Annotated in this window: 19 protein-coding genes and 1 tRNA gene; all 20 read left to right on the top strand. The window is 46.5% G+C overall.

Going from position 1 to position 20,504, the window contains the following annotated elements; all coding sequences use genetic code 11:
* Positions 1–148 precede the first annotated feature (148 nt).
* A complete protein-coding gene (ureE, locus tag AC3A8L_RS03910) occupies positions 149–622 on the top strand; it encodes an urease accessory protein UreE (protein ID WP_487960922.1) in 474 nt (157 codons plus the stop codon).
* Entirely contained in the window at positions 612–1,319 is a 708-nt protein-coding gene (locus AC3A8L_RS03905; protein WP_487960921.1) for an urease accessory protein UreF, read from the top strand. The genes ureE and AC3A8L_RS03905 overlap by 11 nt, the downstream gene beginning before the upstream one ends.
* A gap of 9 nt (positions 1,320–1,328) precedes the next feature.
* On the top strand, positions 1,329–1,964 hold the full coding sequence (gene ureG, locus AC3A8L_RS03900) for an urease accessory protein UreG (RefSeq protein ID WP_487960920.1): 636 nt from the start codon (positions 1,329–1,331) through the stop codon (positions 1,962–1,964).
* A 12-nt stretch (positions 1,965–1,976) separates the two neighbouring features.
* Positions 1,977–2,495 (top strand): HupE/UreJ family protein, encoded by a 519-nt coding sequence (locus AC3A8L_RS03895; RefSeq protein ID WP_487960919.1) that lies wholly within the window; start codon positions 1,977–1,979, stop codon positions 2,493–2,495.
* Between the two features lie 479 nt (positions 2,496–2,974).
* Entirely contained in the window at positions 2,975–4,237 is a 1,263-nt protein-coding gene (gene urtA, locus AC3A8L_RS03890) for an urea ABC transporter substrate-binding protein (RefSeq protein WP_487960923.1), read from the top strand.
* 168 nt (positions 4,238–4,405) lie between these two features.
* Positions 4,406–6,013 carry an urea ABC transporter permease subunit UrtB gene (urtB, locus tag AC3A8L_RS03885; RefSeq protein WP_487960918.1) on the top strand — a complete coding sequence of 536 codons (1,608 nt, stop codon included), beginning with the start codon at positions 4,406–4,408 and terminating at the stop codon, positions 6,011–6,013.
* A 2-nt stretch (positions 6,014–6,015) separates the two neighbouring features.
* A complete protein-coding gene (gene urtC, locus AC3A8L_RS03880) occupies positions 6,016–7,164 on the top strand; it encodes an urea ABC transporter permease subunit UrtC (protein WP_487960917.1) in 1,149 nt (382 codons plus the stop codon).
* Positions 7,165–7,929 carry an urea ABC transporter ATP-binding protein UrtD gene (gene urtD / locus AC3A8L_RS03875; protein ID WP_487960916.1) on the top strand — a complete coding sequence of 255 codons (765 nt, stop codon included), beginning with the start codon at positions 7,165–7,167 and terminating at the stop codon, positions 7,927–7,929. It begins immediately after the preceding gene.
* A 2-nt stretch (positions 7,930–7,931) separates the two neighbouring features.
* Complete coding sequence (gene urtE, locus AC3A8L_RS03870; protein ID WP_487960915.1) at positions 7,932–8,627, top strand: urea ABC transporter ATP-binding subunit UrtE; 696 nt, start codon at positions 7,932–7,934, stop codon at positions 8,625–8,627.
* 208 nt (positions 8,628–8,835) lie between these two features.
* Positions 8,836–9,774 (top strand): hypothetical protein, encoded by a 939-nt coding sequence (locus AC3A8L_RS03865; RefSeq protein ID WP_487960914.1) that lies wholly within the window; start codon positions 8,836–8,838, stop codon positions 9,772–9,774.
* 325 nt (positions 9,775–10,099) lie between these two features.
* The gene (locus AC3A8L_RS03860) at positions 10,100–10,810 is read left to right on the top strand and encodes a TorF family putative porin (protein ID WP_487960913.1); all 711 of its coding nucleotides are present in this window, start codon (positions 10,100–10,102) and stop codon (positions 10,808–10,810) included.
* 82 nt (positions 10,811–10,892) lie between these two features.
* Positions 10,893–11,231, top strand: coding sequence for a P-II family nitrogen regulator (glnK, locus tag AC3A8L_RS03855; protein ID WP_487960912.1), 339 nt, complete (start codon positions 10,893–10,895; stop codon positions 11,229–11,231).
* Between the two features lie 23 nt (positions 11,232–11,254).
* Positions 11,255–12,517, top strand: a complete 1,263-nt coding sequence (locus AC3A8L_RS03850; protein ID WP_487960911.1) for an ammonium transporter — start codon at positions 11,255–11,257, stop codon at positions 12,515–12,517.
* Between the two features lie 204 nt (positions 12,518–12,721).
* Positions 12,722–13,060, top strand: a complete 339-nt coding sequence (locus tag AC3A8L_RS03845; RefSeq protein WP_487960910.1) for a P-II family nitrogen regulator — start codon at positions 12,722–12,724, stop codon at positions 13,058–13,060.
* Positions 13,061–13,337: 277 nt separating this feature from the next.
* On the top strand, positions 13,338–13,580 hold the full coding sequence (locus AC3A8L_RS03840; protein ID WP_487960909.1) for a hypothetical protein: 243 nt from the start codon (positions 13,338–13,340) through the stop codon (positions 13,578–13,580).
* A gap of 472 nt (positions 13,581–14,052) precedes the next feature.
* A complete protein-coding gene (locus tag AC3A8L_RS03835) occupies positions 14,053–15,012 on the top strand; it encodes a YbgA family protein (RefSeq protein WP_487960908.1) in 960 nt (319 codons plus the stop codon).
* A 137-nt stretch (positions 15,013–15,149) separates the two neighbouring features.
* Positions 15,150–15,226, top strand: a tRNA-Met gene (locus AC3A8L_RS03830).
* Positions 15,227–15,670: 444 nt separating this feature from the next.
* The gene (gene rimP, locus AC3A8L_RS03825; protein WP_487960907.1) at positions 15,671–16,129 is read left to right on the top strand and encodes a ribosome maturation factor RimP; all 459 of its coding nucleotides are present in this window, start codon (positions 15,671–15,673) and stop codon (positions 16,127–16,129) included.
* Positions 16,130–16,150: 21 nt separating this feature from the next.
* Positions 16,151–17,647 (top strand): transcription termination factor NusA, encoded by a 1,497-nt coding sequence (gene nusA, locus AC3A8L_RS03820; RefSeq protein ID WP_487960906.1) that lies wholly within the window; start codon positions 16,151–16,153, stop codon positions 17,645–17,647.
* Positions 17,648–17,667: 20 nt separating this feature from the next.
* The gene (gene infB, locus AC3A8L_RS03815) at positions 17,668–20,493 is read left to right on the top strand and encodes a translation initiation factor IF-2 (protein WP_487960905.1); all 2,826 of its coding nucleotides are present in this window, start codon (positions 17,668–17,670) and stop codon (positions 20,491–20,493) included.
* Positions 20,494–20,504 lie beyond the last annotated feature (11 nt).

Here is a 20,504-nt window from a genome sequence, read left to right as displayed (position 1 = left end):
GAGAAAACGCAGGAGCATGTTTTCCAGAGCGCTTGCATAGCGCCCAGGGATGGCTTGAGCGGCCCAGAAAATGATCAGTTTGCCGACCTAGTTTTGCATGCCTTAATAGTTACAATATTTTTTTGAAATTACGATTGTTAGGATATTTATGTTAGAAGCACATTCGTTGATTGCCGAACCCGTACAAGCGCCGACGTTAACGCTAGAGTTAACCTTTGATGATCGACAAAAAAGCCGCCACCGTAGCCAAACAACTTGTGGCAAGGAGTTTGGCTGGTTTATCGAGCGCGGTCATGTATTAAAGGATGGTGACTTATTACTGTGTACAACGGGCGAGGTTGCAAAGGTAGTAGCAGCCCCCGAAAGCGTGAGTACGGTATACGCAAAAACGTCTTTGGAATTAACCCGCGCGGCCTATCATTTGGGTAACCGCCATGTACCTTTACAAATCACCGATGCTTTTTTACGTTATCAGCACGATCACGTTTTAGACGATATGGTGCGCGGCCTTGGCTTAAATGTAGAGTGTGAGAAGTCCTCTTTTCAGCCAGAGCCTGGGGCCTACGCTGCTGGGCATGCTCCTTCCGGCGGGCATGGTCATAGCCACTCGCATGAACATTAAGGCTCAACCCGAGGTTTCAGCCGGGTATTGCTCGCAGTCCTTATTACACCTGCTGCACTTATCCAGCCCGGCGTTGCCTGTTGGCGCTTATGCTTATTCACAGGGGTTAGAGTTTGCTATAGATGGCGGGCAATTAAAAACGGCTGATGATGTGAGTGATTGGCTGCAGGGTGTTCTATTGCATGGCATTGGGCATTTAGACTTGCCAATATTAATACGATGCCATCGTGCTTGGGGCGATAAAGATTGGGCAGCGATTAATCACTGGAATTACTTTTTACGTGCCTCCCGTGAAACCAGTGAGCTACTGCTAGAAGATGAGCAGTTGGGCATCGCCTTAAGTCGCTTATTAGCCGATTTAGATTTTCCCGCAGAAGCGATAAGTGCCCCAATTGCAAAGCCTAGTTTCGTGGCGATGTTTGCTTTAGCCGGCAGCCATTGGAATATACCGATCAATGACTTGCTGCAGAGCTTTGCTTACAGCTGGTTAGAAAACCAAGTGGCTGCAGCGACTAAAATTGTGCCTCTTGGTCAAACGACTGCTCAAAAATTACTGATTAAATTGTTGCCGACAATCCCCGTGGCTGTGGCAACAGCGCAAAATATTAGCGACGATAACATTGGCACCAGTTTACCGGGGCAAGTATTAGCGTCGACATTACACGAATATCAATATTCCCGACTTTTTCGATCTTAAGGATACTGTATGAGTAGTACACAACCCAATAAACCCGCTTTGCGATTAGGTATTGGCGGGCCAGTAGGTTCTGGTAAAACGGCACTGGTTAAAACTTTGTGCGCAGAGCTTAAAAACCGTTACAACATAGCGGTGATTACGAATGACATTTATACCCGCGAAGATGCCGAGTTTTTATTGCGCCACGAAGCGCTAGAGCAAGATCGCATTATCGGCGTGGAAACCGGCGGCTGCCCACACACTGCTATTCGCGAAGATGCCTCGATGAATTTATCGGCGGTGGCCGAGCTAAATGAGCGCTTCCCTGGGTTGGATATTATTCTGATTGAAAGCGGTGGCGATAATCTGGCCGCGACATTTAGCCCTGAGCTATCCGACTTAACCCTGTATGTGATTGATGTTTCGGCGGGCGATAAAATTCCCCGTAAGGGTGGCCCAGGCATTACAAAATCGGACCTGTTGATTATTAATAAAATCGACTTAGCGCCGCTAGTCGGTGCCGATTTGTCGGTTATGGATCGCGATGCTAAAAAAATGCGCGGCGAAAAGCCTTTTGTATTTAGTAATTTAAAAGACGGCACGGGTGTGGTCGATATCGTGTCTTTTATTGAAACGCAGGGCATGCTTAGCCCAAACAATACGTAACGGGAGGGCTTTATGAAAATACAACAAGCTGTAATGGGCGCGGTACTGGGTGGACTATCATTACCTGTTTTGGCGCACAATGACCATGGCGCGAGTGGTTTTTGGCAGGGTGTTGTTCACCCATTAACGGGGTTAGATCATTTAGCGGCAATCGTATGTTTGGGGGTATGGTTGTTAACGATGCCGCGTGGACTTGCTGTTAAAAGTATTCTGGCTGTCGCCGCCCTCTTTTTCGGGAGTGTTGTGTTGGCTGGCAATATCGAGGGCGCGCAGTTGAAGTTGTTGGAAATGGCTGTTTTAGTTTCGGTGGCGGTTGTCGGTATTTTAGCCGTAACGCGCGCGCAGTTAGGGGCGCTGACGCCAGTTGTTGCTGCGGCAATATTTACAGGTCACGGTTTGGCCCACGGAGCAGAAGCGACTGGAGCTATTTTCAGTTTTGCTAGTGGCTCGACATTATCGCTGGTAGCTTTACTGGTGGGTGTTTATGCACTTGGAATGGTCGCCCCACTTTATCGCAGCAAGCGGGCATAGCTTAGCGCCTAATCCTCCTTCGGATTTTTTAAGCTACTCAGCACCAAAAGGAGGCCAGAATAAGGCGTAGAGCATCAATCTAGCCCTTATTTTGGCCTCCTTTTTTCTTTTCTTCTTCTACTTGCCAACTTAACGGCTACTGAATACTGGCTTTTTGGGTTGCGCACCAAATTGAATCCGGTAGTGCACTGTTATGATTTTCTGCACTTATAGTGTGCGGCGCCTCCCTTCTTTATTTTCGAATGACTTCGCGTTTGCAAAGTATGAGCCGGGGCTCCCCCCTTTGTTTCGCGGCCTGCATACCGATAAACAAGTTTTTTATCGGTATTACGCATGCTTGGCATTATATCTGCAATTACTGGATATCCAGATTTGTCGAACGTTGTGTTTGGTTAAATTATCTTATAAAAATTATTTATACCGCTATCTAGGAGAAAACGATGAAGCATTCTTTTAAAAACATTATAAGAAATACCAGTATGGCTATTTCTATCGCCGCGCTTACGGCTGGTGCAATGGCTGTTCACGCTGCAGACACGATTAAAGTGGGTGTTCTTCACTCTTTATCCGGGACTATGGCTATTAGTGAAACCACATTAAAAGACACTGTTTTAATGATGGTAGAAGAGCAAAACAAAAAAGGCGGCTTACTCGGTAAGAAGTTGGAAGCTGTCGTGGTTGACCCTGCATCAAACTGGCCGTTGTTCGCCGAAAAAACAAAGCAGTTACTCGAGAAAGACAAAGTCGATGTAATTTTTGGTTGCTGGACTTCGGTTTCTCGTAAATCAGTATTACCGGTCATTGAAGAGCTAAACGGTTTGTTGTTTTACCCTGTGCAATACGAAGGTGAAGAGTCGTCTAAAAACGTATTTTACACCGGCGCAGCGCCTAATCAGCAGGCCATTCCATCGGTTGATTACCTCATGAATGAAGAAGGGGTAGAGCGTTGGATTTTAGAGGGTACAGATTATGTTTACCCGCGTACGACCAATAAAATATTAGAGCAGTACCTGATCAGCAAAGGCGTGAAAAAAGCGGATATCTCTATCAACTACACGCCTTTTGGTCACAGTGATTGGCAGACTCGCGTAGCGGACATTAAAAAGTTTGGCTCTGCAGGTAAAAAGACCGCGGTGGTTTCTACTGTAAACGGTGATGCAAACGTTCCATTCTATAAAGAATTGGCGAATGCCGGTGTTACTGCAGAAGATATCCCTGTAGTGGCCTTTTCGGTAGGCGAAGAAGAATTGTCAGGTTTTGATACTAAGCCGTTGGTGGGTCACTTAGCCGCATGGAACTATTTCATGAGCGCTGAAAGTGAAGCGAATGATGCATTTATTGCTATGTGGCATAAGTACATTAAAGATAAAAAACGTGTAACTAATGATCCGATGGAAGCGACTTACATTGGTTTTGAAATGTGGGCAAAAGCGGTTGAAAAAGCCGGTACGGCTGATGTGGATGCTGTGCGTGAAGCGATGTATGGCGTTACGGTTCCTAACCTAACGGGCGGCATTGCCGTGATGAATACTAACCATCACCTCACCAAGCCTGTGTTGATTGGTGAAATTCAAGAAGATGGACAGTTCGAAACAGTATGGCAAACGCCTGGTGGCGTTATTGGCGATGCTTGGACTGATTTCCTTCCTGAGTCAGCTAATTTGGTGGCCGACTGGAGTAAGCCAATTTCTTGTGGAAACTTCAACATTAAAACCGGTAAATGCTCGGGTCAAAATTACTAATAATGTAAGAATGGCGGCTATTTTTAGCGGCTAGCTAAATGGTGCAATATAACGCGGTTAATTTATGTAAATTTGGGTTCGCCTAGTTTATATAGATTGGCCGCGTTTTTTTTCCTCCCTTAAAAATATAAGGCTGTAAAACAGCCAATTCCTCAAAATGGGATTTTTATGTGTAGAGTAAAGCAAGTAGTCAGTTGGCTAGGGATGTTGGGGCTATTTTTGATGGCTTCAATGACTATGGCTGCCGATTTCGAAACCGACGTAAAAACCTTGAGTAAAGGGTCTTACTCGAAAAAAGTTAAAGCGGTAGAGGCGCTGAGTGAAATTGATGATGAGCGGGTATTGCCAACGCTAAAAGTTATGCTCGATGGCCGTTTATACGTAGTGAAAAATGGCGGTGCTATTGTTGCGCAAGAGGGCGACAGCTTTCGAAATATTATTGATAATGAAATAGTGGCCTACAGTAATGGGCAGGTAAAAAAAATACGTATTAATAACAGCTTGCGGCGGGCCTTACGTACAGCGCTTGCGAGTATTGAAATTAATTCAACAATCGTGAGTGTACGTAAATTATCCGTACAAAATTTGATTAAAGCGCCAAACAAAGATTTACGCCCTCTTATTTTTGAAGCGTACAAAAAAGAAAAAATCCCTGTCATTCGTGAGTTAATGGGCGTTGCTTTAGCGACTATTGACATTACCTCGCAAGACCAAGAAACGCGACTCAATGCGATCAAAACACTCTCGTTAACGGTGGAGCCTGCTGCCGTATCGTTGTTGCAGCGGCTTATGGCGAAGGACGATGAGGGGCAATATATTGAACAAGACGCCGAAGTTGTTACTGCTGCAGTAGCGGCACTGAAAAAAGTTAATGGAAAAATCAGTGTTTATTCCTTTATCGAAACACTATTTTTTGGTTTGAGTTTAGGTTCTGTATTGTTACTTGCTGCGATAGGTTTAGCCATTACCTTTGGGGTTATGGGGGTTATTAATATGGCTCACGGCGAGATGATTATGCTCGGCGCTTATACCACTTTTGCGATTCAGCAGATTTTCCCTCAATGGATCGAGGTCTCGGTCTTGATCGCCATTCCGGCGGCGTTTTTGGTTTCTGGTGCTGTTGGTGTTGTTATTGAGCGCACAATTATTCGGCATTTGTATGGCCGCCCTTTGGAAACACTATTGGCGACCTTTGGTGTTAGCTTAGTTTTACAACAATTGGTACGCACTTTCCGCTCTAACAATGTGGCTGTAATTACGCCTGAGTGGATGAGCGGCATGCTGGAAATAAATGGTGCACTTACATTTACCTATAACCGGTTGTACATCATTATATTTAGCTTGTTGGTCTTAGGTTTGTTGGTTTTATTGCTGAAGAAAACGTTGCTTGGTTTACAGATGCGTGCGGTTACACAGAACCGTGCCATGGCAAATTCTATGGGTATTCGATCGAGCTGGGTTGATGCCTTAACCTTTGGCTTGGGCTCGGGAATTGCCGGGATTGCTGGCGTTGCATTAAGCCAAATTACCAATGTTGGGCCCAATATGGGGCAGCAGTACATTATTGATTCCTTCATGGTTGTTGTTTTTGGTGGCGTTGGTAATTTGTTGGGTACTTTCTTTGCCGCAATGAGTTTGGGGGTGGTGAATAAATTCTTAGAGCCTGCAATGGGCGCTGTTGTGGCGAAGATTATGATGCTGATCTTTATTATTCTGTTTATTCAGTGGCGGCCAAGAGGGCTGTTTGCACTGAAAGGCCGGTTCGTGGAGGATTAATTATGAAAAATTCATTTATCGGTCGTTTAATTCAAAACGATAAGGCAGCAAGAAATACCATTATGGTATTACTTGCGGTATTAATCGTAGTGCCTTTTCTTAACTTAGTGATGCCAGAGGGCTCTTTTTTACATATACCGACTTATACCGTTACGTTGTTGGGCAAGTACTTGTGCTTTGCTTTGTTGGCACTAGCACTGGATTTAGTGTGGGGTTACTGCGGGATTTTAAGCCTAGGGCACGGTGCCTTTTTTGCTTTGGGGGGTTATGCCATGGGCATGTACCTGATGCGGCAAATTGGCGATCGTGGTGTTTATGGCAATGCTGAATTACCTGACTTTATGGTGTTTTTGAATTGGCAGGAGTTGCCGTGGTATTGGCAGGGTTTTGATCAGTTTTGGTTTGCTGCTTTACTGGTACTTTTAGCGCCGGGCATTTTGGCTTTTGTTTTTGGTTGGCTAGCATTCCGTTCGCGCGTAACGGGCGTGTATTTGTCGATTATTACTCAGGCTTTAACCTATGCATTAATGCTGGCGTTTTTCCAAAATGATTTTGGTTTTGGTGGTAATAATGGCTTAACCGATTTTAAAGATATTCTGGGTTTCGATTTGCAGTCTGATGCCACGCGTTTGGTGTTGTATATGCTTACGGCCATAGCCGTGTTAGCGGCATTTTTGCTGTGTAAATACATCACTCAAAGTAAGCAAGGTCGGGTTCTAGTTGCCATACGCGATGCCGAAAGCCGTACGCGCTTTATGGGCTATAGGGTTGAGCACTACAAGCTTTTTGTTTTTGTAATATCGGCAATGATAGCGGGTATTGCGGGTGCTTTGTATGTGCCGCAGATTGGCATTATCAACCCTTCTGAATTTAATCCATTAAATTCTATTGAAATTGTTATTTGGGTTGCTATTGGTGGCCGCGGTACTTTGTATGGCGCCTTGTTGGGTGCTGTTTTAGTTAACTATGCAAAAACGTACTTTACGGGCGGCATCTTTGCTGAGTTTTGGTTGTTTATGCTGGGCGGGCTATTTGTGATTAGTACGGTTTATTTACCTAAAGGGGTAATTGGGCTTGCAGAGCAACTGCGCAGTAAGCGCGCAACTAAAAAAGCCGAGCAAGCCTCTAGTCAGAAAGTGGAGGGTGCTTAAATGAGTGTTAGCGTAGCGGATTACAAGCCTAAAAGTATTCTTTACTTAAATGGCGTGACGAAAAGTTTTGATGGTTTTAAGGCGATCAATAATTTGTCGTTAGATATTCGACCCGGAGAACTTCGTGCGATTATTGGCCCTAACGGTGCCGGTAAAAGTACGATGATGGATATTATTACCGGAAAAACTAAGCCGGATGAAGGCGAGGTCAGGTTTAAAGATTTAACCGACCTCACCAAGTACGATGAAGCGGATATTGCTAATTTAGGGATTGGCCGAAAATTCCAGAAGCCTACGGTGATAGAAAGCTTAACGGTGTGGGAGAATTTAGAGCTCGCGCTGTCTGGGCGGCGCGGCGTATGGCAAACACTCTTTTTTAAATTAACAGACAGTGATGCGCAGCGCGTGGCTAGCACATTAACGCTGGTTGGGCTGGAAGCACGCAAAGAAGATTATGCCCAAAATTTATCCCACGGCCAAAAGCAGTGGCTAGAGATTGGCATGCTGATTATGCAGGACCCAGAGCTGTTATTGATCGATGAGCCTGCCGCCGGAATGACGGACTACGAAACACTGCAAACGGCCAAGCTTCTAAAAGAGATTAGCCAGAAACACTCGGTTGTTGTGGTTGAGCACGACATGGATTTTATTCGAGCGCTGGATACCAAGGTGACTGTGTTGCATGAAGGCAGCGTTTTAGCGGAGGGAACCTTGGATGTGGTTTCTGCCGATTCGCGGGTTATTGAAGTTTATTTGGGGCGCTAGTTATGCTTGAAGCTAAAAATTTAAATTTATTTTATGGCGCAAGCCAAGCATTATTTAATGTGGACCTACAGGCCGAAAAGGGCGCTATTACCAGTATTCTAGGCCGTAACGGTGTGGGTAAAACCAGCCTTGCACGTGCAGTTTCTGGTCGGCACCCTGTGAGTGGCGGTAGTATTGTATGGCAAGGTAAGGATATTACGCGAATGTCTTCAGCCGACCGGGCTAAAGCGGGTATTGCTTATGTTCCACAAGGTCGAGAGGTTTTTTCGCAGTTAACCGTGGAAGAAAATTTGAAAACGGCCTTTGCGGTATTGCCGCGTAAGCACCGTGCGATTAACCCGGAAATTTACGATCTGTTCCCTGTTCTGCGTGAAATGTTGCATCGCCGCGGTGGCGATTTATCCGGTGGCCAGCAGCAGCAGTTAGCTATTGGTCGCGCTTTAGTCATGCGCCCACAGCTGTTGATTTTGGATGAGCCAACGGAAGGTATTCAGCCTTCGGTGATTAAGGATATTCATAATGTGATTAATATTTTGCGTAACCGGGGCGAGATGGCGATTTTGTTGGTGGAGCAATACTTTGAATTTGCGCGGGCGCTAGCAGACAGCTATGTTGTTATGGACAGAGGCAATGCCGTATTGAGTGGTGAGATTGGTGCGATGGATGAAACCCGCGTACGTGAATATCTAACGGTCTAGCGGATTTTGCGCCGCAATGGGGTGCGCAATCTGTGCACCCTGCACAAAAAATAAAATGCAATGCCCCGCGCTCTGAGCCTCATGTATACTCATGTGCAGTAGCTGGGGCGGTCGGTGCCTGGCAAAGCCTTTTCGGGTTGGCTTGATGCGCAGGGTAAAACCTGTTCAAATCAGCCCATTCATAAATATAAAAGTACAGGATTCCACCGTGAAACGATTAGCCCTTTTCGCGTGCCTTTCGGCACTAGGTGCCCATGCACTGGCCGCCGACCTTCATATTCAAGCTGGTTCTGTTTATGTCATAGACTCGGCACAAGCCAAACTTACACTCGATAAATTAACGATCGACGACAAAGCCAGCATTCAATTGGCTAATGGCGTCGATATGTGGATAGTGGATGCTAAAGAAGCCAGTATTGGCTATGGCGTAGTCATCAATGGCAGCGGTGGCGATGGCCGCGATGGTGCGAATGGTTTGTCGCATACCGAAGCCGGCCAATGCCAAGCGGGTAAATCCGGTGGTAATGGCGGTATTGGCGGCGGCGGAAGTAATGGCGCTAGCGTGCACTGGTCGCTGGGTGTTGTGAGTTTTGGTACGGTAAAAATTGATTTAAGCGGCGGCAACGGCGGCCGTGGTGGTATTGGTGGTGATGGTCAAAATGTTCCCGATTTCCCCAAGTGTACTGCGGCAGGCGGCGATGCTGGTGCTGGTGGTGCAGGCGCTAGCGGTGGTAAGGGCGGAACATTTCGTTTCCATTACTCCTTGGCCGAAGGCGTAACAGAAGACTTAACTAACAGTATTGAAGTGAAAATATCGGGTGGTCTACGTGGCAAAGGGGGGCAGCCAGGTATGGCTGGGGTTGGCACTTCTGGTCGATACGTGAATAAAAAATCGCTTAGCGGTAGCCGATCTTGGCTTGCAGGCGGTGGTGATGGTTCGCAGGGTGATACTGCGCGTTCAGGCACCTCTGGCGGAAACGGCAGTTTGGATATTCGCCGGATTAACAGTGGTGGTAGTCCAGCAGCAACGCCGGCGGCTGAAAAAGAAGCCGAGCCAGAAGGCTTAGTCGAAAAAGTAAAAGCACTTGAGTTGCTGACGCAAAAGCTCGAAGCGCGTATTCGTTTACTGGAATTAGATAAGCAGTAATCGCTACCCACCCGAAAAAAGCGCCTCTTTGTAGGCGCTTTTTTTTCGCCTATCCAATATTAACGCTTCCCTTCAAAAACGTATGCCTTAATATCGATCGCGCCAAAATGGTGCGTTGTTACATTTTGGTGCGCCATGGTTGTTTTTTTTTGGTGCTTTGATATACGTGCGCTGATGATCTACTAAGCCTATTTTTAGTTTAACCTTTTGAAATATATGACTTTTTTATTGTTGGCAAATATCCTGCAGTAGCTCGGTCACAATACTGCGGTTACCGTAGTTAGATTTTAAAAAAAATATTGCTATCACTCTTGGAGAAAACATTATGAAATTGAGTAAAACACTTATTGCTTCATCTGTAGCGGCTGTTATGGCTGCTGGTGTCATGGCTCCTGTGCAAGCAGAAGTTGAAGTTGGTGCTTCTGTTGGTGTGGCCAGCACTTACTTATGGCGTGGTGCTGATCTTGGGACGGGGACACCGGCTGTATTCGGTGATTTAAGTGTTAGCACTGCTGGTTTCTATAGCGGTATCTGGGGTTCTTCTGGGGATGACACAGCTGGTACTGAGTATGATCTATATCTTGGTTATGGCGGCTCAGTAGGTGACTTTTCTTATGACTTAAGTGTGTGGAGCTATAACTACCCTACCGGAGCTGGCTATGCGAAAGATGGCGAGACCGATTTCGCTGATTGGACTGATACGGTAGTTAGCTTAGGTTATGGTCCAGTAAATTTCGCCGCTTATATTCCCGTAGGTAAAGAAAATAGCTCTGGTGATTATATGTATTACACGCTTGGGGCGGATATGGGTGCATTTTCGGTATTGGTGGGTATGCATTCCGATAACGCTGCTGTTAATGGTGCAGTGTCTTGCCCTGAAAATGAGGTGAGCGACACTTGTAGCCCGGTTCATTTGAATGTTAGCTATGCCTATAACGACAACTTATCTTTCACTGTAAGTCAGTTTATTGCTGATGAAACTGATACGGATGACGCTAAATTCGTAGTCTCTTACACCCTACCTTTAGGCGAGTAATTTCAAACCAGCCGCTCAGTGCAAACTGAGCGGTTTATTTTTATAAAAGCAGCAAAGTCTGCAAATAACCAGGAGCAGTCCGATGAAATTAATTACTGCTGTTATCAAGCCATTTAAGCTTGATGCTGTTCGCGAAGCACTTTCGGATATCGGTGTACAGGGTATTACCGTTACTGAAGTGAAAGGTTTTGGGCGCCAGAAAGGTCACACCGAGCTTTACCGTGGTGCCGAGTACGTTGTGGACTTTTTACCGAAAACCAAGCTTGAGGTTGCTGTTGCTGATGCTCAAGTTGACCAAGTCGTAGAAGCGATTAGCAAGGCTGCCCATAGTGGCAAGATTGGCGACGGCAAGATCTTTGTATCGGCCCTCGAGCAAGTGGTACGTATTCGCACCGGCGAGACCGGCGAAGACGCCCTGTAAATTCAACGTTTCCGGAGATAACAATGGAAAACCAAATTTTTGAATTACAGTACGCCTTAGACACATTCTATTTTTTGATTTGTGGCGCACTGGTAATGTGGATGGCGGCAGGCTTTGCCATGCTGGAGTCGGGCTTAGTTCGCTCGAAAAACACCACCGAGATTTTAACTAAAAATGCCGCGTTGTATGCGATTGCGTGCATTATGTACTTCGTATGCGGTTACGCCATTATGTATAAAGGCGGTGCGGGTGAGTGGTTTTTCTTGACCCCTATTGCTGGTGACGGCGTTAAGGGCGCGGAAGAGGCTGCTGCATATGCTCCTTCAGCAGATTTCTTTTTTCAGGTTGTATTTGTAGCCACGGCAATGTCCATCGTTTCGGGTGCTGTTGCTGAGCGTATGAAACTTTGGGCATTCCTGGCATTTGCAGTAGTAATGACGGGCTTTATTTACCCGATGGAAGGCGCTTGGACTTGGGGTGGCGAAGCTGTTTTGGGTATGTACACCTTGGGTGATTTAGGCTTTTCTGATTTTGCAGGTTCTGGCATTGTTCATATGGCCGGTGCTTCAGCTGCGCTAGCGGGTGTATTGGTGCTAGGTGCGCGTAAAGGTAAGTACGGCGCTAATGGCAGTGTTAATGCTATCCCTGGTTCTAACTTGCCGCTGGCTACCCTGGGTATGTTTATTTTGTGGATGGGTTGGTTCGGCTTTAACGGCGGCTCAGTTTTGGCTACTGCTAGCGTAGAGAGCGCTAACTCTGTTGCGGTTGTATTTATGAATACTAACGCGGCTGCTGCCGGCGGTTTGATTGCTGCACTTTTGGTTGCACGCATTATGTTTGGCAAGGCTGATTTAACGATGGCGCTTAACGGCGCGTTGGCAGGCTTGGTAGCGATTACGGCAGAACCTTCTACTCCATCTGCATTGCAGGCTACGTGCTTCGGTGCTGCTGGTGGTGTCTTGGTTGTCTTTAGTATTCTCTTCTTGGATAAGCTAAAAATAGATGATCCCGTTGGTGCTATCTCTGTTCACGGTGTTGTTGGCTTGCTAGGTTTGTTGTTGGTGCCAATCACTAACCCTCTCACTGATGACGGTGGAGCATCATTTTCTGGTCAAATCATTGGAGCCTTAACAATCTTTACCTGGGTATTTGTTACCAGCTTGATTGTTTGGCTTGCTATCAAGGCGATCATTGGTGTTCGCGTATCGGAAGAAGATGAGTTTGAAGGTGTTGATATCGCAGAGTGCGGTATGGAAGCTTACCCCGAGTTCACTCGCAGTAAGTAAGTTTGTTGGGTAAAGCTTAGGCTTTGCCCATTTTCATTTCATTGGTTGTGGTTATTTTTGCGGTCGAGCTTGCTCGGCCGCTTTTTTTTGCCTGTTTGGCGAGGATAATTTGCCTTCTATTGCTGCTGTGTTGTAGATTGGGCTGGTAGAGCATTGCACCGTTTGAGTGCTTAATAACGAAAACAATGATAAGGCCAATCCCACATGAAATTGATTACTGCCGTTGTAAAACCTTTTAAGCTCGATGATGTGCGCAATGCACTTTCTGAAATTGGTGTTCAAGGTATGACTGTGACCGAAGTGAAAGGCTTTGGTCGCCAGAAGGGGCACACTGAGCTATATCGTGGCGCTGAGTATGTGATTGATTTTTTACCGAAGGTTAAGCTAGAAATGGCCGTTTCTGATGATGTTGTCGATTCCGCTGTTGAGGCGATAACTAAGGCGGCGCAAACCGGAAAGATTGGCGATGGTAAAATTTTCATCCAGCCGCTTGAAGAGATTGTGCGAATTCGTACGGGTGAAACTGGCCCAGACGCGGTATAGAGAATCGTCATAATTACGTCGTTGTCTTAAGGAGCCCCATTTTGGGGCTTTTTTTTGGCCGCTTTTTGTAAAAATGAAGGGCGTTTGTCGGTTGTTTGACGGCGTTAATCGGCGCAAACACTGTAAATAGCAAAGTGTTTAGTTAGTCGAAAAAGTTAGTAAAAAACAAGCTAAGAAAATTGTCGGAATTGCTGGCTAGCCTTATTCACGTCATCTATAAATAATCAGCAAATAGAGTGTTTGTCTGTAAGTTTTGTTTTTTGGCGTAGGAAATGCTATGAGCGATGAATATGATGATGTACTAGATAATGACGCCGCTTCTGCAGATAGCGGCGATGATATGGCTGCTATAAATACGGTTGAATCTAATGATGAAGAGCGTGAGCGGGCCCGTTTGAAGTTGGAGTCTGATATCGAGACTTTTTTGGCGAGCGGTGGGCAGATCCAAGCGGTGGATGTAAATGTGATGGCGGATCCTCCAAAGCGCCCGCAGTCGAATTACGGCGGCCAACCTATTTAGTGTTGTTTGCCTTGTAATGGTTAAACCTAGAAGCCGGAGTTAAGTCATCAAAGTCTACGAATCCCCTTGGCGCCCCTGACGCGCGATAAAAATGATTCATCACCAATGAGGTGACTACACATTTTTACTACACGCCATGCACACCAAGGGAATGCGAATCTTTTTGACTCTCAACTGCGGTTTCTTGGTTAAAGGTCGAAGCTTGCTTTGGCCTTTTTTACGTTTGGGAGTTGGGTTGTTGATCCTGATATCTTGCTAGTACGTATTGGTTAAGAATTAGGGACGAGGAAACAATATTTCATCCACTAATGCTTGATCTCGACCTCCTTATCTTCGTTGCTCAAAGCGTTACATGCCCCGGCATGCGCCTCGATAAGAAAGTCGATCTCTTCGCCTAATTGGATAAACTATTATTACCTCGTCCCTTAAGGCTATTCTTAACCAATACGTACAGATAATGGATTTTTGAATCATGAGTGATATAGAAGAGCAAAAGATTCCAATAGGTATATCGGCTTGTCTCCTAGGGCAGGAGGTTAGGTACAACGGGGGTCATAAACGCTCTGTGTTTTGTATCCGTGATTTAGCTCCATACTTTGAATATCAGCCTGTCTGTCCTGAGGTCGCCATTGGTCTGGGTATTCCTCGGCCGGCTATTAGAATGCAGGGCGATTTCGATGCTCCTCGGGTTGTGGGTAGTGGCGACGACACGATCGACGTTACGGACGAGCTAAAAGACTACAGTGTTAAGCAAGCGTCTATGGGGGAGGGTTTAAGCGGTTTTATTTTCATGAAAAATTCCCCAAGCTGTGGCTTGTATAGCGCTAAGGTTTACACCGAAAAAGGCGTCCACCCGAAAAAGAGGTCGGGCATTTTTGCTGCCGAGCTCGTAAAGGCAAACCCCGACTTACCGGTTGAGGAGGAGGGGCGTTTAAATGACCCGGTTTTACGTGAAAGCTTTATTGCGAGAGTATTTGTTTATCACGAAATTAGAATGCAGGCGAAAAGCGGTAAGACAGCCTCAAAATTAGTAGCGCTGCATACTCGGCTGAAATACTTTGTGATGTCTTACGGTAATCCTATTTATAAACAGCTCGGGCAGCTTGTGGCGCGTGCCGGTGTTGGTGATGTAGAGGAGGTTTGGGCTGAGTACGTCAGCGCCCTGATGGCGGGGACTAAAAAAGCGCCGAATCACAGAGGTCACAGCAATGTGTTGTACCACCTGCTTGGATACCTGAATAAAGAGGTTAAGGGGCCTTTTCGGCAGGAGCTTGTTGAATCTATTGAGGAGTATCGCCAGCGGCAGGTGCCGTTAGCTGTTCCTATGAAATTATTAGGGCATTACTTGGATCACTATGCGAGTGATTATATCAAGCAGCAGTTCTATTTAAGGCCGCACCCCAGGGTGCTTGGCTTAAGAAACGCACTGTAAGTGTATTCTTTGAACGTAATGTAAGTGCTTGAGCGATAATACAAAAATAATCACATAAAGTGGTTGACGGAATCGGCTTACATCTCTAATATGCGCCACATCGGAAGGGCAGAGGCCTAGACGATAGAGGAAGTCGGTGCGGGGTGGAGCAGCCTGGTAGCTCGTCGGGCTCATAACCCGAAGGTCGTTGGTTCAAATCCAGCCCCCGCTACCAATTCTAAGCAGCGTTGTTGCTTAGTCGAGAAAACCCAGAATAAGCGTTTTTTTGACGATTATTCTGGGTTTTTTTGTGCCTGTTTGTTTTGTTCGCAGCTTTATTTTTTGTTGCGCGCATTCAGTGTTAATTGCTGAAAAAATAGACGGTTACTGTGTCGGTATCTTGCTATAAGTGGTTTAGGTCACTATAATTTGCGCCGACTGAAGTTCTCAATCTAGTTTTGTTTGAGTGTGGTTTCCTCCGCTAGATTGTTTTTAACCCCTATATGGGGTTTTTTATTATCTGGATCAAAGTTCACTGCCCTAGGCGTGTGTTCTGCGAGGCCGGAAAGATGATGGGCTATAGGCCCATTTTTTATTTGTTCTTATAAAGTGTACCTAGATCCGGCATTGTTAATGGGTGATTTAGCGCACGCGTTCAAACAGAGTATTAATCAACTTTATGGCATCTATTCAGCAGCGTTTAGAAGACTTGCTTGGTCCGGTTGTGGCCTCGCTTGGGTGTGAGTTATGGGGGTTGGAATACTTACCTCAGGGTAAGCACCGAGCCATACTCCGAATTTTTATCGACAAGCCAGAAGGCGTTGGTGTTGAAGATTGCGAGAATGTTAGTCGGCAATCTAGCAGCGTTCTTGATGTAGAAGATCCTATTAGTGGTGAGTACTTACTTGAGGTTTCTTCCCCCGGTATGGATCGCCCGCTCTTCAAGCTTGAGCAATTCACTTTGAGTATTGGTGAGAAAGCCAGTGTTCGTTTACGAATCGCTTTTGACGGGCGTCGTAATTTCAAAGGCCTCTTAAAAGGGGTCGAAAACGATGAGGTCGTTTTAGAGGCTGACGGCGAAGAGTACCTACTTCCTTTTGAATTAATCGACAAAGCAAATATTATCCCCCGCTTTTAGGGACTGATGCAGAGGCTTTCCATGAAAAATAAAGAAATTTTATTGGTTGCAGATGCGGTATCTAACGAGAAAGGCGTCGACCGTGAAGTGATTTTCCAAGCTATTGAATTGGCTTTGGCTTCAGCGGCAAAAAAACGTTTTGATGAAGAATCCGACATTATCGTAACTATTGATCGTAGAACTGGCGACTATCTAACAGAGCGTCGCTGGGAAGTGATGGCTGATGACGTCATGGCAGAGCTGGGAACTCAGTTCACCACAGAAGAGGCGGCAGAAAAAGATACTTCGCTGCAAATTGGTGACGTTTACAGTGAAGTCATTGATAACGCTGAATTTGGTCGTATAGCCGCGCAAACCGCGAAGCAAGTGATTGTTCAAAAGGTTCGCGAAGCAGAGCGCGCACAAATTGTAGATATGTATCGCGATCAAGTCGGTGAGCTTATATCGGGTACTGTTAAAAAAGTGACACGTGACAATATTATTGTGGACCTGGGTGGTAATGCTGAGGGTTTGTTGCCTCGCGATCAGCTGGTCGGACGTGAAATTTTTCGTATGAATGATCGGGTACGTGCCATTTTGCTGGATATCCGCAGTGAGACGCGCGGCCCCCAGTTGTTTTTGAGCCGCTCTTGTCCGCAGATGCTGGTTGAGCTGTTTAAAATTGAAGTGCCTGAGATTGCAGAAGAAATTATTGAGCTTCGCGGTGCCGCACGGGACCCTGGTTCGCGTGCAAAAATAGCGGTTTACACCAACGATGGGCGTATTGACCCTGTTGGCGCTTGTGTCGGTATGCGCGGTTCGCGTGTTCAGGCTGTTTCGAATGAGCTGGCGGGTGAGCGCATTGATATTATTTTGTGGGATGAAAACCCTGCGCAATTTGTTATCAACGGTATGGCCCCTGCTGAAATCGAATCCATTGTTATTGATGAAGATACGAACAGTATGGATGTTGCTGTTGTGGAAGAAGGCTTAGCGCAAGCCATTGGTCGCGGCGGCCAGAATGTTCGCTTGGCTTCTGAACTTACCAGCTGGGAAATCAACGTCATGAGCGTTGAGCAGTGGAATGAGAAGCAGCAATCCGAGACCGGCAACGTTATCGAAATCTTTATGGAAGCACTTGATGTTGAAGAGGAAGTTGCTGAAGTATTGGTTGAAGAAGGTTTTACTACGCTAGAAGAAGTGGCTTATGTCCCGCTAGAAGAATTCTTAGCGATTGACGGCTTTGATGCGGATGTTGCAGAAGAGTTACGAAGCCGAGCCAAAGATGCTTTGGTGACTAAGGCGTTAGCTGCTGAAGAAGAGCTCGATAAAACAGAGCCAGCTGATGATCTTATTGAAATGGACGGTATGGATAGAGCGTTAGCCTTTACATTGGCCAAGCGCGGTGTGATTTGTATGGAAGACCTTGCTGAGCAGTCGGTAGACGAGCTTATGGAAGTTGATGGTATGGATGAAGAACGCGCAGCCGCTTTGATTATGAAAGCGCGCGAACCCTGGTTTGCCCAGGACGTTGAATAAGTAACGACAGAGGAATTAAAATGGCAGAAGTAATCGTAAGCGAGCTCGCCAAGTCCGTCGGCACCTCCGTCGAGCGTTTGTTAACGCAAATGGGGCAGGCAGGTTTGTCTCAATCGTCGGCCGACGATGTGGTATCTGATGACGAAAAACAACGATTGCTCGGTTTTTTGAAAACCGTGCATGGTGGTGAAACGGCAGAAGCTCCTAAAAAAATTACGCTTAAGCGTAAAACAACCAGCACTATTAAGACGGGTAGTGGTTCTAGTCGCAAAACGGTTAATGTAGAGGTGCGTAAAAAGCGTACTTACGTTAAACGTGATGAAGTGGCTGCAGAAGCGGATGCTGTTGAAACTGTTGAGGAAGCTCCAGTTGAAGCACCAGAAATAGAAATTGCAGCAGAGGTAGTTGAGACTCCTGTAGTGGTAGAGGAGACTCCGGTTGTTGAAGAAGCACCCGAAGTTGAGCCTGAACCAGAAGTTGTTGCCGAACCTGTTGCTGAGGAGCCTAAAGAATTGCCAGTTGCAGAGCCTGTAGTTGAGGCTGAAGCGGTAGTGGAAGAGAAAAAGCCCGTACCGAAAAAACCTGCACTAATTCGAACTAGCTTTGTTGATGATGCGGAAATTCTACGTCAGCGTGCTTTGGCGCGCCGTAAGGCTCAAGCTGAAGAAGAGCGCTTAGAAATCGAGCGCAAGCGCGACAAAGCCGAAGCTGAGCGTCAAAAAGCAGCAGATAAGCTGAAGAAAGTAAAAACGGTTAAAAAGCCTGATGAGGCACCGCGGGTCGCGACAGCTGAAGAGTTGGCTGCAAAGGTTGAAGCTGAGAAGCATAAGCACGGCAAGAAGAAAGTTAAGGCTGAAGAGCCTGCTGAAGCTGATGAAGATCCTAAAAAGCACAACAAAAAAGCCGGCAAAGCAATCAAGAAAACCGATGTTCCCGCGCCTAAAAAGGGCTCTGCGGTACTGAGCTATCTTGATGAAGTTGATGAGAATCGCGGCGTTAAGCGATCGCGTGGTGGTAAAAAGCGCAATGAGCGTAAGACCATCAAAATTGCAAATAAACATGGCTTCCAAAAGCCCGCAGGCAAAGTTTTGCATGATGTGAAAATCCCTGAAAACATTCAGGTGTCTGAGCTCGCTCAGCGCATGAGCGTCAAAGGTGGCGAAATTGTTAAGCACCTGATGAAAATGGGTGTAATGGCGACAGTTAATCAGACGATTGAGCAAGAAGTTGCCCAGTTGATCGTTGAGGAAATGGGACATAACCCCGTATTGGTCAGTTCGGATGCTGTAGAAGAAGCTTTCCAAACTGAAATTATGCAAGCGACTACGGGTGAAGAAATATCTCGCTCGGCTATCGTTACTGTTATGGGCCATGTTGATCACGGTAAAACGTCGCTTCTTGATTACATTCGTAAAGCGAAGGTTGCCTCTGGTGAGGCTGGCGGTATTACGCAGCACATTGGTGCTTATCGTGTATCTACCAGCCACGGCGAGCTAGCCTTCCTGGATACTCCTGGACACGCCGCCTTTACGGCAATGCGTGCTCGTGGAGCCCAGTGTACTGATGTTGTGATTCTTGTTGTTGCGGCTGATGATGGTGTTATGCCGCAAACCGAAGAAGCTATTCAGCACGCAAAAGCGGCTGGTGTGCCAATCGTTGTTGCAATCAACAAATGCGATAAAGAGTCGGCTGACCCAGATCGTGTTAAAAATGAATTGGTTGCTAAGGGCGTAGTTCCAGATGATTGGGGCGGCGATACGCAGTTTGTTCAAGTGTCTGCACACACAGGCCTCGGTATTGAGCAGTTGTTAGAAGCCGTTGCGCTTCAGGCTGAAATGCTTGAGCTTAAAGCTGAGGTGGGTGTCCCCGCACGTGGTGTTGTTATTGAGTCACGCATGGACAAAGGTCGTGGTGTTATTGCTACGTTACTTGTTCAAAGCGGTACCTTAGTCAGTGGCGATATACTACTTGCAGGCCAAAGCTTTGGTCGCGTTCGTGCCATGAGCAATGAGCGTGGGCAAAGCGTTAAAGAAGCTGGGCCGTCAACACCGGTAGAGATTCTCGGTTTGGCCAGTGCGCCGCAAGCGGGTGACGAATTTGGTGTTGTACCTGACGAGCGTAAAGCACGTGAGGTAGCTGAGTTCCGTACCGAGAAGGAGCGTCAAGAGCGCTTATCTCGCCAGCAGGCAGCTAAGCTGGAAAATATGTTCGCCAATATGGGCGAAAATGGCGAGAAGAAAATCTTGCCGGTTGTTCTGAAAGCGGATGTTCGCGGTTCACTGGAAGCCATTTCTGCAGCATTACTCGAAATGGGTAATGGTGAAGTTGAAGTGAATATCGTGGGTGACGGCGTAGGCGGTATTACTGAGAATGATATCAACTTGGCGTTAACGTCAGGTGCGATTGTTGTTGGTTTTAACGTTCGTGCGGATGCCAGTGCGCGTAAAGTTGCAGAGCGTGAATCGATTGAATTGCGTTACTACAGCATCATCTATCAATTGATTGATGAAGTTAAGTCGGCACTTAGCGGTATGTTGTCGCCAGAGCGTGTTGAAGAGATTATCGGTATTGCCGATGTGCGTGAAGTGTTCCGTTCGCCTAAGTTTGGCCAAGTTGCAGGTTGTATGGTGACGGAAGGTACTGTTCACCGTAACAAGCCTATTCGCGTATTGCGTGACAACGTGGTGATATTTGAAGGTGAACTCGAGTCGCTTCGCCGCTTTAAAGATGACGTTAATGACGTTCGCAACGGTACTGAGTGTGGTATCGGCGTGAAAAATTATGACGTGAAAGTGGGTGATCAAATCGAAGTCTTTGATGTGAAGGAGGTGGCGCGCGAGCTTTAAGCGCGCCCGCC

The sequence above is a fragment of the Marinagarivorans sp. genome (assembly GCF_982758155.1).
This window is presented reverse-complemented; position numbering and strand designations above follow the sequence as displayed.

What these genes read in the sequence shown, in the direction of transcription:
- AC3A8L_RS03850 (WP_487960911.1), top strand. Translation starts at nt 11,255, where the DNA reads ATGGAAAACCAAATTTTTGAATTACAGTACGCCTTAGACACATTCTAT.
- ureG (WP_487960920.1), top strand. Translation starts at nt 1,329, where the DNA reads ATGAGTAGTACACAACCCAATAAACCCGCTTTGCGATTAGGTATTGGC.
- urtB (WP_487960918.1), top strand. Translation starts at nt 4,406, where the DNA reads ATGTGTAGAGTAAAGCAAGTAGTCAGTTGGCTAGGGATGTTGGGGCTA.
- urtD (WP_487960916.1), top strand. Translation starts at nt 7,165, where the DNA reads ATGAGTGTTAGCGTAGCGGATTACAAGCCTAAAAGTATTCTTTACTTA.
- urtC (WP_487960917.1), top strand. Translation starts at nt 6,016, where the DNA reads ATGAAAAATTCATTTATCGGTCGTTTAATTCAAAACGATAAGGCAGCA.
- rimP (WP_487960907.1), top strand. Translation starts at nt 15,671, where the DNA reads ATGGCATCTATTCAGCAGCGTTTAGAAGACTTGCTTGGTCCGGTTGTG.
- infB (WP_487960905.1), top strand. Translation starts at nt 17,668, where the DNA reads ATGGCAGAAGTAATCGTAAGCGAGCTCGCCAAGTCCGTCGGCACCTCC.
- ureE (WP_487960922.1), top strand. Translation starts at nt 149, where the DNA reads ATGTTAGAAGCACATTCGTTGATTGCCGAACCCGTACAAGCGCCGACG.
- AC3A8L_RS03845 (WP_487960910.1), top strand. Translation starts at nt 12,722, where the DNA reads ATGAAATTGATTACTGCCGTTGTAAAACCTTTTAAGCTCGATGATGTG.
- AC3A8L_RS03835 (WP_487960908.1), top strand. Translation starts at nt 14,053, where the DNA reads ATGAGTGATATAGAAGAGCAAAAGATTCCAATAGGTATATCGGCTTGT.
- AC3A8L_RS03860 (WP_487960913.1), top strand. Translation starts at nt 10,100, where the DNA reads ATGAAATTGAGTAAAACACTTATTGCTTCATCTGTAGCGGCTGTTATG.
- glnK (WP_487960912.1), top strand. Translation starts at nt 10,893, where the DNA reads ATGAAATTAATTACTGCTGTTATCAAGCCATTTAAGCTTGATGCTGTT.
- AC3A8L_RS03840 (WP_487960909.1), top strand. Translation starts at nt 13,338, where the DNA reads ATGAGCGATGAATATGATGATGTACTAGATAATGACGCCGCTTCTGCA.
- AC3A8L_RS03905 (WP_487960921.1), top strand. Translation starts at nt 612, where the DNA reads ATGAACATTAAGGCTCAACCCGAGGTTTCAGCCGGGTATTGCTCGCAG.
- nusA (WP_487960906.1), top strand. Translation starts at nt 16,151, where the DNA reads ATGAAAAATAAAGAAATTTTATTGGTTGCAGATGCGGTATCTAACGAG.
- urtA (WP_487960923.1), top strand. Translation starts at nt 2,975, where the DNA reads ATGGCTATTTCTATCGCCGCGCTTACGGCTGGTGCAATGGCTGTTCAC.
- AC3A8L_RS03895 (WP_487960919.1), top strand. Translation starts at nt 1,977, where the DNA reads ATGAAAATACAACAAGCTGTAATGGGCGCGGTACTGGGTGGACTATCA.
- urtE (WP_487960915.1), top strand. Translation starts at nt 7,932, where the DNA reads ATGCTTGAAGCTAAAAATTTAAATTTATTTTATGGCGCAAGCCAAGCA.